General features: G+C 69.9%; 12 protein-coding genes. All 12 read left to right on the top strand.

Translation table 11 applies throughout. From position 1 onward, the window contains the following. The 12 genes from BM249_RS08265 (at window position 1) to BM249_RS08210 (ending at window position 14,705) form a co-directional block, all read left to right on the top strand. Window positions 1-597 (top strand): hypothetical protein, encoded by a 597-nt coding sequence (locus BM249_RS08265; protein ID WP_091970752.1) that lies wholly within the window; start codon window positions 1-3, stop codon window positions 595-597. Further along, window positions 597-1,970, top strand: a complete 1,374-nt coding sequence (locus BM249_RS08260) for a phage head spike fiber domain-containing protein (RefSeq protein ID WP_091970750.1) — start codon at window positions 597-599, stop codon at window positions 1,968-1,970. Before BM249_RS08265 ends, BM249_RS08260 begins: the two co-directional genes overlap by 1 nt. Beyond that, on the top strand, window positions 1,970-2,392 hold the full coding sequence (locus tag BM249_RS08255) for a hypothetical protein (RefSeq protein ID WP_091970749.1): 423 nt from the start codon (window positions 1,970-1,972) through the stop codon (window positions 2,390-2,392). The genes BM249_RS08260 and BM249_RS08255 overlap by 1 nt, the downstream gene beginning before the upstream one ends. Window positions 2,393-2,807: 415 nt before the next feature. Beyond that, window positions 2,808-3,911, top strand: coding sequence for a N4-gp56 family major capsid protein (locus BM249_RS08250; protein WP_091970747.1), 1,104 nt, complete (start codon window positions 2,808-2,810; stop codon window positions 3,909-3,911). Between the two features lie 84 nt (window positions 3,912-3,995). Next, window positions 3,996-4,409 (top strand): hypothetical protein, encoded by a 414-nt coding sequence (locus tag BM249_RS08245; protein ID WP_091970745.1) that lies wholly within the window; start codon window positions 3,996-3,998, stop codon window positions 4,407-4,409. Window positions 4,410-4,518: 109 nt separating this feature from the next. After that, on the top strand, window positions 4,519-5,160 hold the full coding sequence (locus BM249_RS08240) for a phage adaptor protein (protein WP_091970743.1): 642 nt from the start codon (window positions 4,519-4,521) through the stop codon (window positions 5,158-5,160). A gap of 12 nt (window positions 5,161-5,172) precedes the next feature. Beyond that, entirely contained in the window at window positions 5,173-6,654 is a 1,482-nt protein-coding gene (locus BM249_RS08235) for a hypothetical protein (protein WP_091970740.1), read from the top strand. Next, window positions 6,651-6,956, top strand: coding sequence for a hypothetical protein (locus BM249_RS08230; RefSeq protein ID WP_091970737.1), 306 nt, complete (start codon window positions 6,651-6,653; stop codon window positions 6,954-6,956). The genes BM249_RS08235 and BM249_RS08230 overlap by 4 nt, the downstream gene beginning before the upstream one ends. Then, window positions 6,956-7,372: a hypothetical protein gene (locus BM249_RS08225; RefSeq protein ID WP_091970735.1), complete on the top strand. Its 417-nt coding sequence runs from the start codon at window positions 6,956-6,958 to the stop codon at window positions 7,370-7,372. Before BM249_RS08230 ends, BM249_RS08225 begins: the two co-directional genes overlap by 1 nt. Beyond that, entirely contained in the window at window positions 7,369-8,664 is a 1,296-nt protein-coding gene (locus BM249_RS08220; protein ID WP_091970734.1) for a hypothetical protein, read from the top strand. Before BM249_RS08225 ends, BM249_RS08220 begins: the two co-directional genes overlap by 4 nt. A gap of 291 nt (window positions 8,665-8,955) precedes the next feature. Continuing rightward, the gene (locus BM249_RS08215; RefSeq protein WP_177232363.1) at window positions 8,956-11,397 is read left to right on the top strand and encodes an LPD23 domain-containing protein; all 2,442 of its coding nucleotides are present in this window, start codon (window positions 8,956-8,958) and stop codon (window positions 11,395-11,397) included. Next, on the top strand, window positions 11,394-14,705 hold the full coding sequence (locus BM249_RS08210; RefSeq protein ID WP_091970729.1) for a hypothetical protein: 3,312 nt from the start codon (window positions 11,394-11,396) through the stop codon (window positions 14,703-14,705). The genes BM249_RS08215 and BM249_RS08210 overlap by 4 nt, the downstream gene beginning before the upstream one ends. Window positions 14,706-14,864: the final 159 nt, after the last annotated feature.

The raw sequence follows: 14,864 nt of genomic DNA, 5'->3' as shown, positions 1-14,864 counted from the left end.
ATGAAGCACCTGTTTCTCGTCTTGGCGCTGTGCGCCCTGCTACCGACGGCGGCCCTGTCGCGCGCGGCCATGGAGACGAACCAACTCGTCGACGACAACGGCATCCCGTTCGGAACGGCGACGAACCCCATCTACACCCTTGGTGGCGGCAGTGGCGGCGGCCCGACTGGTTCCGTCACGGCGGCCGGCACCAACGGCACGAGCGCTCAAGCCGTTCAGGGCATTACGGGCGGCGTGCCGCAGAATGTGCAGCTGCCGTCCGGAGCGACCACCACCACTGGCGCGCTTCAGCCGCCCACGGCAGCCTCAGGCAAGATCGTTGATACTAGCGTCACGCTGACGTCGAACACGTCGACCGTGCTTGTCGCCGCCCGCGCCACGCCCGGCGACCGCCTCGCCGTCGAGATCCAGTGCGACGGCACCGCCGTGGTCGGCATCGACATGAAGGGCGGTACGCTCACCAGCGCAACCGCTGCGCCCCGCGTGATCCCGTCCGGCTCCTACCCACTCTACACGCCGCCGGTCGCCACTCAGACCGCGATCACGGCTTACACCGGCACGGCCCAGACTTGCCGCGTGACGGAGTACCTGCGGTGATGCTGCGCCGGGTCCTCCTGGCGCTCATCGCGCTCGCGCTAGCGAGCGTCCAGGCACATGCGCAGCTGCTCCCCGGCCGGGCGCCAGGGTTCCGGCCGGGGTTCCAGTTCATCGGCGGGGCCGGCGGCTTCCCGGCGAGTGGCGCCGTCCTCGACTACGACTTCAAGGGTGACCGCTACAGCGGCCCGGCCATCTCGGTCTCGCGCGCCTCGCCGGCCTACATCGACGACAGCGCCGGCAACTGGACGCTCGTAGCCGCCAACGCCCTCAGGCGCTCGGACAAAGGCGCGCTGATCGAGGGCGCGCAGACCAACAGCGTCCGCAACAACTCGATGCAGGGAGCGGTAGCTGGGTCGCCGGGGACGCTCCCCAATCTGTGGGTTGCTTCCTTAGGCAGCGCGGCTCTCAGCCGTCAGGTGGTCGGGGTCGGGACGCTCAATGGGGTCGACTACATCGACCTGCGGGTATTCGGGACCGCGTCCAACAGCGGGGCCTGGCTCCCGCTCAACCTTCAGTTCGAGAGCGCGGGGGCGGTCGCCGCAGCAACAGGTCAACTCTGGACGATATCCGCATTCGTGCAGCTTGTCGCCGGATCGTTGCCCAGCAACGTTCAGTTGGAATTAGAAGAGTTGACATCTTCTAACGCTAACGTGCGTTATAACGCTAAGCTTATCACTCCCGACAACACCTTCAGGCGGTACGAGTTCAACTCGACGCTGTCGGGAGGATCGACGACCGCCGGAGTTCGGCCTGGGATTTGGATTTACGGCCCCACCACCGCCAATGTCCCGATCGATTTCACCATCCGCGTCGGCTGGCCGCAACTAGAGCAGTGGTCCTCCGCCATCACCACCGTAGGCGGCGCATCCTCCCCGATCCGCACGACTGGCACGGCGGCGACACGAGCGGCAGATGCAGTCAGTGCCAGCCTCACCGGGTTCAGCGTTCCGCTTACGGTCGCCGGGGTCATCCGCAGCGCCCCCTTCGCGCTCGCTGGGGCCGCTGTGCCGGCAAGGATCGGCACCAGTTCGACGGCAAGCTACCGCACACTCCTGAATGCGGCCGGCGGCTCTGTCGTCGGCGGCGAGACGGGCTCGGCTGGCGTGGATCTCGGGGCGCAGCCTTCTGCGGGCACCCGGTTCGCCTTCGCCTTTGCCGGCGACGCCGCCGGCCAGTCTGGATCGCTGAACGGTGGGGCTGTCGTCGGTATCGCGACCGGGCTGACCGCCGGGCACACCTTTCTCGGCATCGGCGGCAACGGGGACGGCAGCGCACAGACCTACGGCTACATCGAACGCCTTGCTCTGTGGCCTTATCGCGCCGCCAACGACAACGTGCGGACCTACGGCACACTCTCGAACTGGGGCGGCTGATGATCGACTATCTGTTCAGCTTCCCCGACGAGGCGACGGCCCACCAGGCGCTCGACCCGCTCGGCTTCGGCTTCCCGGCCGAGCCCGATGGTGAGGGCGGCACCCGGCCGGAGCGCTGGGACGAAAGCCGGGTACTGCCGCTCCGGGTCATCGTGGACGAACGGCGGATCGGCATGGACGAGGCCGGTAACCCGCTGACCTCGCCCGTTCCCGCCTCGGGCTACTGGCTCGCGGTGTCCACGCCCTCGCCCCGTGATGACCTCTACGCGCTTCACGCGTGCATGAGGGAGGCGGACCGGGATCTAGCGGAGGCGGATCGCCCCTACGTCCTGCGCGAGCGCTTCACGCTCGAGCAGCTGGCCCACCCCTGGCGCCTCGACCGGCAGTGGTGCGGGTGCGATTACTCGAACCTGGGGGCCTGACGTGCGCGCACGTACCCTCTTCGGCACCATCGCCAATGGCGTGAAGGTCAACCTTTGGGCTGCGGACCCGACACAGTAGCGGCTTGACCCGACGGCCGAACCTCGCGCAATAGGTACGCTGTCGCCAGCGCTGTGAAGACCCGCACGAGGGTCCCCCTCCGGCCTTTCCCGACATCCCGGTTCGACGCTCGCCAGACGCCCGCCTTCGCGCGGGCTTTTCGCGTTCGCCGCGCCGGTCCGCCCGGTCGCACGTCACGCGATCCGCCCGGCCGCGTCATCGCCTTCGTCCGCGCCCCGTCACGGCGCCCGTCCGATCACCGTCCCCAACGGCACATGGGGCCCGGCTTCCGTCCGCGCGGCGACGCACTGCCCGCAGCACCCGTCCCACGGAACCCCAAGCCCCAGAGGCTCCCCCATGTCCGTCACCACCTATGGGCTCAACGACGCCCTCGCCGTGAAGCTGTGGTCGAAGAAGCTCGCCACGGAAGCCACCAAGGCCCTCGATATCGCCCCCCTGTTCGGCGAGGGCGACAAGTCCGTGATCCAGGTCAAGACCGAGCTCAAGAAGGGCGTCGGCGACAAGGTCACGTTCGGCCTGCGGATGCAGCTGTCCGGCAACGGCTTCACCTCCTCGGACCGCGCCGAGGGCAACGGCGAGCAGCTCACCACGAACTCCGACGCCATCGTGATCGAGGAGCTCGGCAACGTCGTCAGCATCCGCTCGAAGAACACCATCGACGCCCAGCGCGTGAGCTTCGACCTGCGTGAGCAGGCCCGCGCCGGCCTCGCCGACTGGTTCCAGCTGCGCACCTCCGTGTCGTTCTTCAACCATGTCTCGGGCTTCACCCCGGCGAACTTCATCCAGCCGGATGGCTCCGGCGGCGTGAAGTTCACCGCCAACAACGCGGTCACCGCCGCGACCCGCGTCGTGCGCCCCAACGCCCGGGCCAACGACGGCGCCCTCGTCGCCGGGGACATCATGACCCTCGACCTCATCGACGCGGCGGTCGAGATCGCGAAAACCGGCGGCAACGCGGGCGACGTGAAGATGCGACCGGTCAGCGTCGACGGCATGGGCGAGATGTGGGTGATGTACCTGCACCCGACCCAGGTGACCCAGCTGCGCCGCAACACCGGCCAGGGTCAGTGGCTCGATATCCAGAAAGCCGCGATGCAGGGCGGCGAGGTCACGAAGAACCCGATCTTCACCGGGGCGCTCGGCGTCTACAACAACGTCGTCCTGCGCGAGTCCCAGCAGGTCACGATGGGCGTCGCGCCCGACGGCAAGACCATCCTGCCCACCGTCCGCCGCGCCGTTCTCATGGGCGCGCAGGCCGCCACCGCCGCCTTCGGCAAGGACAACGGCACCGACAAGTACCGCTGGAACGAGGAGCTGTACGACCACAAGCGCGAGCTTGAGGTCTCGGCCTGGGCGATCTGGGGCCTGAAGAAGACGACCTTCAACGGTCGCGACTTCGCCGCCATCGTGATCCCGACCTACGCCGTCAACGCCGGCTGATCCGGACCCGCCCGAACCTGACGCGCGGGCCGGTCACCACCGCCCGCGCGCCCTTCGCCTCATCCCGATCTGAAAGGGCCCGCCATGGCTACCAACGTCACTCCCTCCAAGCCGCCGTCCCGCTCGCTCCTGCACGGTCAGGTCGGCGAGATCCGCGCCCGTGTCCGCTTCGACGACAACCTCGCCACGGGCATGCCGATGAAGAACGCCTTCCCGGCCGGCGCCATCATCACCCGCACCACGGTCATCGTCAGCCAGGCGTTCAACGCCGGCACGACCAATCCCCTGGTGGTCGGCTCGACGCCGGGCGGCAACGACCTCGTCTCGGCCACGGATTCCGCCGCCCAGACCGTGGGCGTGAAGCGGCCCGACACCGCCACGGCCCTCGCCCAACTCCCTGCCGAGACCGTGCCGTACGTGTCCTATGTCCCGACCGGGACCGCGCCCACCGCCGGTGTCGCGGACATCGTGTTCGAGTACGTCGCGCCGCGCGGCTGATCCGCGATGAACCTCGCCTACTGGATGCTGCACGCGGCATCTGTCCTGGCGGCGGAGCCCGAGGCCCCGCCGTCATCTCCCGTCCCACCCGAGCCGAAGGTCGAACCCGATGCCGAACGCGCAGGGAAGGCCGACCCTCGGCGATCTCCTCGACGAGATCGCGGACGACCTGGACCGTCCGGACATCCCGGAGAAGATCGCGTCCGCCGTCACAAAGGCGATCCGGCATTACCAGCCTGAGCGGTTCTTCTTCAACGAGCGGATCCTGACGTTCCAGACCGTTCCGGGCGCCGACGTCTACGGCGGCGGGGATGCCTCCGAGATCCCCGGTCTGCTCGCCATCGACAACGTGGTGCGCCTCGAGAACGATCAAGCCTACACCCTGCAGCGGATCGCCGAGACGGACGTCGAACGGCTGGACCATCCGGCGAGCGCCACCCAGCCCTGCGCCTATTCGTATTTCGACCGGTCCATCCGCTTGTGGCCAATCCCGTCCGGGGCCTGGACGATTCGACTGGCGGCGCACATCGAACTGCCCGCGCCCGTGAAGCGCGACGACACCTCGCCCTGGGTGGACGAAGCCGTCGATCTCATCGCGGCCAGGGCGAAGCGCCACCTCGGCATGAGCGTGCTGCGCGACCCCGCGCTCGCCGCGTCGCAGGACGTGCTCGCGAACGAAGCGCTGCGCTCGCTGCGCGGGCGGACGAACCGCATCGCCTCCTCCGGGCAAATCCGGGCCCACGACCTCTGAAGGAGCCCGCCCTTGGCCCTGATCGGACTTGCCGCCTTCGAGCCGGACGTCGCATCCGTCGATAGCTCCGTGTGCGAGGTCGCGACCAACGTGGTGCCGCGCAAGGACGGGTATGGGCCGTTCCTCTCCCCGGTCCCGATCTCCCTTGCGCTGCCCGCCGGCTGTCGCGGCGCCGTCGAGGTGAACTCGCCGGGCTACGGCTTCCCGATCTACTTCGCCGGGACCGGGACGCGGCTCTACCGCTACAACCTCGGCACGTCGGATTGGGACGACGTCTCCCAGCCGGGTCGGACCTACAGCGTGCCGCCGGGCGACTACTGGTCCTTCGCGGTCTACGGCTCCCGGCTCCTGGCCTGCACCTTGGGCACGCCCGTGCAGGTCATCGACATCGACATCGGCAAGCAATTCGCCGATCTGGCCGGAAATCCGCCCCGCGCCCGCCACATGGGCGTCGTCGGCGAGTTCGTGGTCCTGGCCGGTCTCGCCGCCGATCCGAACGCCGTCGACTGGTCGGACCTCGGCAACATCGAGTTCTGGCAACCGGGCGTCGGAGGCGGGCATACCTCCGACCTGCAGATCTTCCCCGACGGCGGGGCGGTGACGGGGTTCGCCGGCGGCGAGTTCGGGGTCGTGTTCCAGGAGCGCGCGATCCGGCGCATGGTGTTCATCCCGAACTCGTCCGAGGTGTTCAGCTTCGAGGTGTTCGAGGAGAACCGCGGCGCCGTGGCGCCCTGGTCCATCGCCAAGACCGGCCCCCGAGTGTTCTACCTCGACCGGGACGGGTTCTACGCGTTCCAGGGCGGCGTTTCGGTGCCTATCGGTGCGGAACGGGTGAACCGGTTCTTCGCGGCCCGCGTCGACCCCAATCAGGTCGCTTCGGTGGTGGCGATCCGCGACGTGACCGGCCCCCGCGTGCTGTTCGCCTACCGCAGCCGAGCGGCCGACCCGTCGGACCCGACGCTCCTCGACGAAATCCTTCTGTACGACTGGCTCCTCGACCGCTGGACTTTCGTGGCGCTGCCGATCCGGTTCGGCCTCGTCGCGGCGACCCCGGCGGTATCCATCGACAACATCCCCGGCTCTCTCGACGATCCGGGCCAGAAGCCCCTCGACGATCCGTCCTATGCCGGCGGCGTCCCCGCCCTCGGCGTCATCACGGCGGACGGGCGCCTCGCTCTGCTCAACGGCCCGGCCCTCGAAGCCGTCATGCAGACCTCCGAGGCCATGATCTTTCGGCCGCAGCGGACCTTCGCCCGGGGCGTGCGGTTGAGCGGCGACGCGGACGATTGGCGCGCCGTGATCGGGACGCGTGAGAAACCCGCCGTGTCCGAGCCCGTTCGTTGGCGCCCGGAGACGAGGCCGAACACCCAAGGGTTCGCGCCGTGCCGCGCCTCGGGCCGCTACCACCGCGCCCGCATCCGCATCCCGGCCGGCGTGCCGTGGACCTATGCCGCCGCCATCGAGCCGGATGCGGTTCGCGAGGGCAATCAATGATCATCCCCGGCAAGGGCGAAACCCGCCTCGACCGCATCATCCAGGCCATCGGCGAGATGGCGACGGGCGGCTCGAACGCACTCGGTCGGGCCGATGTCGTCCTGGCGCCGGGCGCCGCCGAAACCGTTGTGACCGATTCCCTCTGCGCCCCCGGCGCCCTGGTCACGGTCGCGCCGCTGTCGGCCTCGGCCGCCGCCGCCGGCATCTTCCTGAAATCCACGGCGCGCGGCGCCTTCGTGCTCGGCCATACCGTGTCCGACGCCACCGACCGCGTGCTCCGCTACGAGATCCGGCGGCCCTGATGCATCTCCACCCCGTCGACCGATCCGACCTCGCACGCGCGTGGGCGGTCGCGGAGCCGTGGCTGGCCCGGGCCTGCGCCCGGCCCGGCTGTGACCTCTCCGTCGCCGATCTGCACGCGCTCGTCGCCGACGAGGCGGCCTTGTTGGTCCTCATTTTCGGCGACGACGACGCCCCCATCGGCGCGGGCGTCACCCAGGTCCGTGAACTCGCGGGCGGCGGGCGCTCCTGCTGTGTCCTGGCGGCCGGCGGCACCGACGTGCGCCGCTGGCGGGAGATCATGGCGCAGATCGAGGCCGGCGCCGCGCGCAACGGCTGCGAACGGGTCGAGTTCGTCGGCCGGGTCGGCTGGGCCGCCCTGCTCCCGGACTACCGGGTCGACGCCTACTACGTGAAGCACCTCGGGAGCGCGGCATGAGCGGCGGATCGAAGACCACCACCACGACGCAGAACTCGAAGACCGATCCGTACGCCGCGGCGGTCCCGTCGCTGCAGAAGATCGTGGATGCCGGCAACAAGGCTTTCGATTCCGGCGTCGGCTCTCAGGTCTATGGCGGCCAGCGCGTCGCCGGTCTCGGCGACACCACCCGCGCCGGCCTCGACGCCATGAAGGCGAATGCCGGGGCGACGACGGGCACGGCATCGGCCGGGAACGGCTTCCTCGGCGATCTCCTGGCCGGTGGCGGCTCGACGAGCGGCACGCGGGGCGCTACCGCCGCCCTCTCGGGCGTCGACCCGACGGTGAACACCTCCGGCGTGTCGAGCGCCGCGGCGCGTCTCGCCGATCCGAACAGCGTCGCCCGGACCACCGGCGCGGCCCTGGCCGGCGGGGCCTACGGCACGGACACCGCCGCGCTGACGACCCTCGCGGACGGCCTTGCCACGGGGCCGTCGCAGACCCGAACCTCGCTGCAGGACGTGGCGGACGGGAAGTTCCTCGGCGGCGCCAACCCGTTCCTCGACGATATCATCAACCGGTCCTCGAACGAGGCCGCGTCCCAGGTCGGGCAGAAGTTCGCCGCCTCGGGGCGGTACGGCTCCGGTCGGTTCGCGGCGGCCACGGCCGATGCCGTCGCCAACGTCGGCACCCAGGCCCGCTACGCCGATTACGAGGCCGAGCGCGCGCGTCAGGCGAACGCGGCCACGGCCATCGATTCCGCCGAGAACGCCCGGGCCGGCACCGTGGGCGGGCTTTACCAGGGCATCGCCGGGATCAACTCCGGCAACGGCGGCCTCGCCGCGACGGGCGCGAACCTGTCCCTCAACGCCGATGGCTCCGCGCTCACCGGTGCCAATGCCCTCGCGTCGCTTGAGGGCTCGAACGCGGATCGGTCGCTGGCCCGGGCCGGCGCGCTCCTCTCCGGTGCACAGAGCGACCGGGCGGCGGGTCTTTCCGGCCTTGGTCAGGTCTCGACGGTGCAGAACGATCTCCTCACGCCCGGCCGCACCCTGGCGAGCGTCGGCGCGGCCGAGGACGAGGCGCGCCAGCAGGAGTTGGCGAGCGCGCAGGACGTGTTCAACGAACAGCAGAGCGCCCCCTGGCGGCAGGCCGGGCTCCTGAGCGAGCTCGCCCTGCCCGTCGCGGCCTCGGGCAACACGACGACCGGGACGACGACGCAAAAGGTCCCGCAGGCGTCGCTCCTGCAGCAGCTTCTCGGCGGTGGCCTCGCCATCGCCGGCACCGCCTCGAAATTCTACAAGCCGGTCTGAGGGAGGACGATGAGCGCGGGCTTCCCCTTCAGCCTCACGCCGCCGGCCGCCCTGCGCCGCTCCGTGATCGATCCGGAGACGGGCAACCCGGTGATCACCTCGGCGCCCACCGGTGCGATCCAGCAGCGGTCGCAGGTACTCCCCATCGGCCGCACCGACAGCGGCTCCCTGGTCCCGGCCTTCCCGAAGGCCATGTTCGACGCGGTCGATGCAGCCCGCTTCCCCGGGCAAGTCCTGCGCGGGGAAAAGGACGTGTTCGATCCCGCCACGGGCCACGTCTCCGACGAGGCGATGGGCGCGGCGGCGGGGATCGCCGGTACGGCCATGACGGGCTCCTTGCCGTTCGGGGCGCCAAAGGGGGCTCTGCGGATGTTCGGCGGCTGGAATGCCGAGACCGCCGATCATGCCGCCCTGTCGAAGGCGCAAAATCTGAAAGCGACGGGCGCCGACCGGCAGGCGATTTGGGATCAAACCGGCTGGTTCCAGGCGCCCGACAACTACTGGCGCTTCGAAATCCCTGACGACCTCGCGACGCTTGGCACCCCCAAGAACGCGCCCCCAGGATACTCGCGCCTCTACCACGACGATTTGGGAGACGCCTATCCCGAACTCTGGGGTAGCACGCAGCAAAGCATCCGCGAGTCCCCCGTTATGGCGGGGCGATACGAGGCTCAAGACGGCGTAATTCATGCGCAGGGACCGACGGCGGCGGACCAGCGGAGCGTCGCTCTCCACGAGCTTCAGCACGCGATCCAGTCCCAGGAGGGGTTCGCGCGCGGTGCGAACCCGCGCAGCTTCACGGCAACGGACTGGGAGGCGGCCGGTCTGCCCATGTTGTCCGAGAGCAAAAACGCAGCCCAGGCACATGAGCGGTGGGCGCGCGACCAGTACCATCGAACGGCCGGCGAGGTAGAAGCGCGCAACGTCCAAACGCGTCGCGATTTCACTCCCGAGCAGCGTCGCGCCATCCCGCCTTGGGAGACGCAGGATGTGCCGGATGCCCAGCAAATCGTGCGTCCTTCCGATACGGCCCTCTTCAGCGGCGGACGCGGAGGCGTAGCCCCTGCGGCGGCAGCCATGGCCCGCCCCGAAGCACCCTCGAACACGCAGGACCCGCCGATGAGCGCAGGCATCCCCTACGGCCTCCCCACCGACATGAGCCCGGCGGACCTCGCGCGGTTTTTCGGCCGGGCGCCGATGGGAGCGCCGCAGGCTTTCACCGGCACGTCGGGCACGGTGGTGCCGCCGGAGGCTCAGGCCGGTCCGATGCCTCTGTCTCTTCGGGTGCCGCCGCGCGCATCGGCGCCGACTGCGCCCGATCTCGACCGCGGCGCTCCGGCCTCGCCCGATTTTCAGTCGGCCCAGCCCTCGGCCGGCGGCCAGCCTCCGCGTATGGCCGACATGCCCGCCCCCGGCGCCGTCCCGACCTCCGGAAAGTTTCCGGGGCTGGCGTCCCCGGCGCCGACGCAGCCGGCCGCATCTTCGGTGTCGGCCGGGGGCGAAGACGGCTTCGATCTCGGCGGCGCCTTGAAAAGCTTTCAGGCGAATGGCGGCGGGGACCTCCTCGTCGGCCTCGGCACCGGTCTGATGTCGACGCATGGTCTCGGCAACGGCCTCGCGGTCGGCTTCCAGAACGCGCAGAAAGCCGAACAGCAGCGGGCCGTGACCGGCCTTGCGCAGGCCGAGCTAGGGCTGAAACAGCGCAAGCTCGCGCAGGAGACCGGCGCCCTGGCCGGGAACGCCGCCATCATCAAGCGGGCCTTCCCGAACCTGTCCGACGCCGAGGCGGCCGCCGCCGGCTCGAACAGCGGACAGGTCACCGAGGCGCTGAAGATCCTGCGCGATCCGACCCATGGGCGGGACATCAAGACCGATAGCTCGGGCGTGAACCGATTCATCGACACCGGGAAGCCCATCTTTGCCGACGACGAGGGGAAGGCGGATTGGCAGCAGGCCAAGACGCCCGATGGCGGTACGATCCTCTACAGCAAGAGCGACCCGTCGAAGACGCAGGTTCTGGTTCCAGGCCAGCCCGTGCGGCCCGCCACGACGGAGGAGCGTGCCATGTTCGGCATCCCGTCCAACGTCCCGGTGAAGATGACGCCGACCGGCCCTCAGGCGATTGGCGGGGGTGGGACGAGCGTGAACGTCGACCTCGGCAAGAAAGCGAACCAGGGCCTGGACGAACTGACGAACGCGAAGATCTCGGAATCCTATGACAAATCGCAGGGCGCCATCGGCACCCTGAAGGCCATCAGCCGGCAGAAGCAGGCCATCGACGGCGGGATGATCACGGGCTGGGGCGCCGACTATCAGACCCAGGCCCGCAGTCTCCTGGCGAAGGTGCTCGGGCTCGACCCCGCCTCGGTCGTCAACTCCGAGACCTTCGACGCGGCAGCCTCGCAGAAAGGCGCGGAACTCGCGAAGGCGATTTCGCAGGCCGGGCACACCACCAACATGGACCTCCAACTCGGCAAGACCATCGCGGGTGGCGACCGCAGCAAGATCGAGCAGTCCATCCGGAACGCCATCGAGGCGCAGGAGCAGCTCGCGCGGGACACGATTGCCCACCACAACGAGTTCCTGAACAAGTACGCGAAGGTCGCCCCCGACACCGCCGACCGGCTCGGCGTGTTCCGCGTCGATACCCCTGAGACCTACCAGTACCGCCCGGCGGCCCCGGATCGCGCCGCCGTTGAAGCCGAGTTGCGCCGGAGGAAGGTCATCAAATGAGCGACGACCTCACCAAGCTGTCCACCGAGGACCTGTTGCGGATGTATCAGGCCAAGCCGGAGCCCGCTGCGGCTGCGGCTGCGGCCGCTCCCGCCTCCGACCTCAGCGCGATGTCCACCGAGGATCTGCTGCGAGTCTATCAGGCCCCGCGCCAGGCCGAGAAGCCGAGCGCGGCGCTGGACGTCGCCAAGACGATCCTGCCGGGCCTCGCGCGCGGCCTCGCGGGCACTATCGGCCTCCCGAATGCCGCCGTGGGGCTGATGGACCGATTCATGGCTGCTCCTGCCGCACGCGTCATCGGGAAGGCGTTGGGTGTCACGCCCGCGAATGCTCCGTTTTTCCCGAGCGACAGCCCGATTGCCGACGGCTTCCCCAGCCAGGAACAGATCCTCAAGCCCGTCGAGGCCGTCACCGGCCCGCTGTACAAGCCGCAGACCGTGCCGGGCGAGTTGGCGAACACGCTGGCCGAGTTCGCGCCCAACGCCCTGTTCGGAGGCGGTTCGGCGGCTCAGCGCGTCGGGCAGGTGGTCGTTCCGGCCCTGGCGAGCGAGGGCCTCGGGCAGGCCACACGGCAACTGCTCCCGGAAGCCGAGCCGGCCGCGCGTCTGGTCGGCGCCGTCGCGGGCGGTATCGGCGCGGGTGTGGCGCAGGCCCCGCGCGGCGGCAATGTCGTCATGCGCGAAGCCATGGATGGCATCACCGATGAGCATCTGACCGCAGCCCAGACCTTGCGCGAGAACGCCCGCTCGCTGCCCGGCGGCGGTATGGAGATCCCGCTGGACGAAGCGTTGAACCACGTGACCGGCGGCAAGGCCGGGCGCCTCTCCCAGATCAGCCGCGTCGTGGCGAACTCCGGGGGTGAGGGCGGCCGCATCATGGGTGACGTCTACGCCGCGCGGCCGGATCAGATCCGGAGCGTGGGCGAGGCCGCGCTCGATGCCATCGCGCCGCCGAACCTCGCGCCCTCGGCCCTCGGCCTCGACGTCCAGACCGCTGCGCGGGCGGGCGTGCGCCAGACCCCGGAAGGCATGGCGTTCACCCAGGCACGCGAGGCGGTGGGCCCGCGCGTCACGGACGACGCCGCCGGGCAGGTGATCCAGCCCGAGATGCGTCGCGTGGCGGATTCGCGCGAGGCCGCTCGCAGGGCGCAGGCCGATCAGGACTATGCCGCAGCCCGCGCCGCGCCGGAGAAGGTCGGCGTCGAAGGCACGGTCAGGGTGGAGCGTCCCGGCGAGCCCATCGTGACCCAGCCGCAGTTCTCGCGCCCGCAGTTCGAGGCCGATGCTCCGCGCCCCGTCGAGGCGTTCGAGCGCCCGGCCGGCGCGTCTCCGGATGGTGGCCCGGAGAGCCTTGCGCGGTTCATCGCCCGCAACGGCGGTCTGCGCCTCGACGGCGACGCGGCGGCGACGGATCTGCACCGCTTCAACATCCCCGGCGTCGGCAACGTGGCCCGTCCAGACGGCAAGAGCCTGGACAACTTCTGGCGCGAGCGACTGATCGAGGAGGGCTATTTCCGGCCTGATCCGGACGGCGGCATGGCGCGGGACATCTCGTCCGAATTGCTGCGGAAACTCCAGAACGAACAGCGGGGCGTTCCCTCGTACCCGCTCGACGCACAGGGCCGCCCGCGCGGGCGGGCGCCGGGTGGCGCCGCCGCCGACGAGTACGCCGCGGCGCGCTCCACGGCCGAAACCCGCCTCGCCGAGGATCTGACCCGCGTCGGCATCGACCCGGTCGGCGTGCATCCGGATATCCGCGACCGCGCCGTTGGTGCCCTCATGCGTGGAGAGATCGCCGAGCCGCTCGACGCCTACGAGCAGGTGGTGAGCCGGATGAAGGGGCCGCTCGAACCCTACGTGAAGTCCACGACGGTGACGGAGGAAATCCCGAGCGTCCGGTTCGGGCAGGTGAACCCGCAATCCGCCCTCGACGCCATCGACGCGCAGTTGCGCACGGCGAAGGGCGACGTACGCGGCGCCTTGGCTCAGGCTCGTAAGGACCTGTTCGGCCCCGGCGGCGAAACCGACTTGTCCGTCGAGGGGTTGCTGCACGCCCGCGAGCGCCTGGATACGGCGATTCGGACCGCGCGTGACCTCGGCGACGCCACGAAGGTTCGCGACCTTCAGATCGCCCGCTCGACCCTCGACGGCGAGTTGAAGGGCGTGCCGGAGGTCGCGACGGCGGATGCGAACTTCGCGGCCAATTCCCGGCCGGTCGAGCCGTTCGAGGGCGACACGCCCCTGGCTCGCGTCGTGCGGCAGGACCCCAACACCGGCCGCATGGCGACCCCGACGGAACAGGTGCCGGCACACCTGCAGGGGGCCTCGGCCACGCGCGAGTTCCTGGCGAACGCCACGCCCGCCGCCCGGCAAGCCTATGAGGGCCGCGTGGCGACCCGGATCCTCGATGGTGCCACGGATGCGCGCGGCAACGTCGATTCGAATCGCTTGAGCGAGGCGCTCCGCGATCAGGCCGACGTGCTCGCACAGATGCCGGAGGTCTACCGCAGGCTCGAGCACGTCGTGCGTACCCGCGACGGGCTGGCACGGGTCGAGAAATCGCCTCTCGGCCAGGTGGCGGCGACGGACGATGCGAAGCGTGCCGTAGCGGCCATTTTCCCGCATGACCCGTTCGGCAGCAATCACGTCGAGATCGGCAGCGCCATGTCGGCACTGGCGCGCAACAATCCGACAGCGGCCAGAGATCTCGCCCGAATCCATCTCGAAACGGCCTTCAACGCCGCGACCCGCGATGTGCGCGGCACCGCCTCGCAGTACGGCGGCGCAGGGTTCGCCTCGGCTGTGCGCGGCAACGACCAGCAGGCCAAGAACCTGCAGGCATCCATCCGCGCCCTGCCGGAGGGCGACACGATCTGGGCCGGCCTGGACCGCTTCTTCGCGACGCTCGAAGCGACCGGCTACAAGCCGCAGAAAGGGTCGGACACCGCGTTCAACATCGAGATCCGCAAGAGCCTCGCGAACGGCACCGGGCCGCTGGCCTCGGCCATCACGGAGGCGGCCGGCAACGCCGCGGCGGGCGGTGTCGCGGCGGGCGCCGGCGGGGCTGCCGCCGGCGGGTTGCTCGGCCTCAAGAAAGCGGGCTCCGAAGCGCTCCTGAAACACCGGATCGCCGGCAACTCGGAGCAGATCGCCCGGATGCTAACCGATCCGGCCGCGCTCCCCGACCTTCGCGCGCTCGCTCGGTCGCGCGAAGGCACCAAGAATGCCCAACTGTTCACGACCCGGCTCCTCGCCCTGGCGGATCGGGGCCGGACGTCCGGAAATCTTCCGGAGCGCAAAGTCCCATGACTTTGTGATGAGGCCCGTGGCGAATGCCACCAGCAGCACCCAGCAAAACGGGATGAGGACGTAGGCCAGGGGTGGCATCGGCTCGGCCGGTCTTGGCTCAGCGAAAAAGCTCAACCAGATCCCAGCGCCGATGGCGCCTGCCTGCGCGACCATCCAGAG

It is taken from the genome of Methylobacterium gossipiicola (genome assembly GCF_900113485.1).
GTDB lineage: Bacteria > Pseudomonadota > Alphaproteobacteria > Rhizobiales > Beijerinckiaceae > Methylobacterium > Methylobacterium gossipiicola.
The sequence above is the reverse complement of the archived record's forward strand: the minus strand, read 5'-3'. Positions and strand labels throughout refer to the sequence as shown.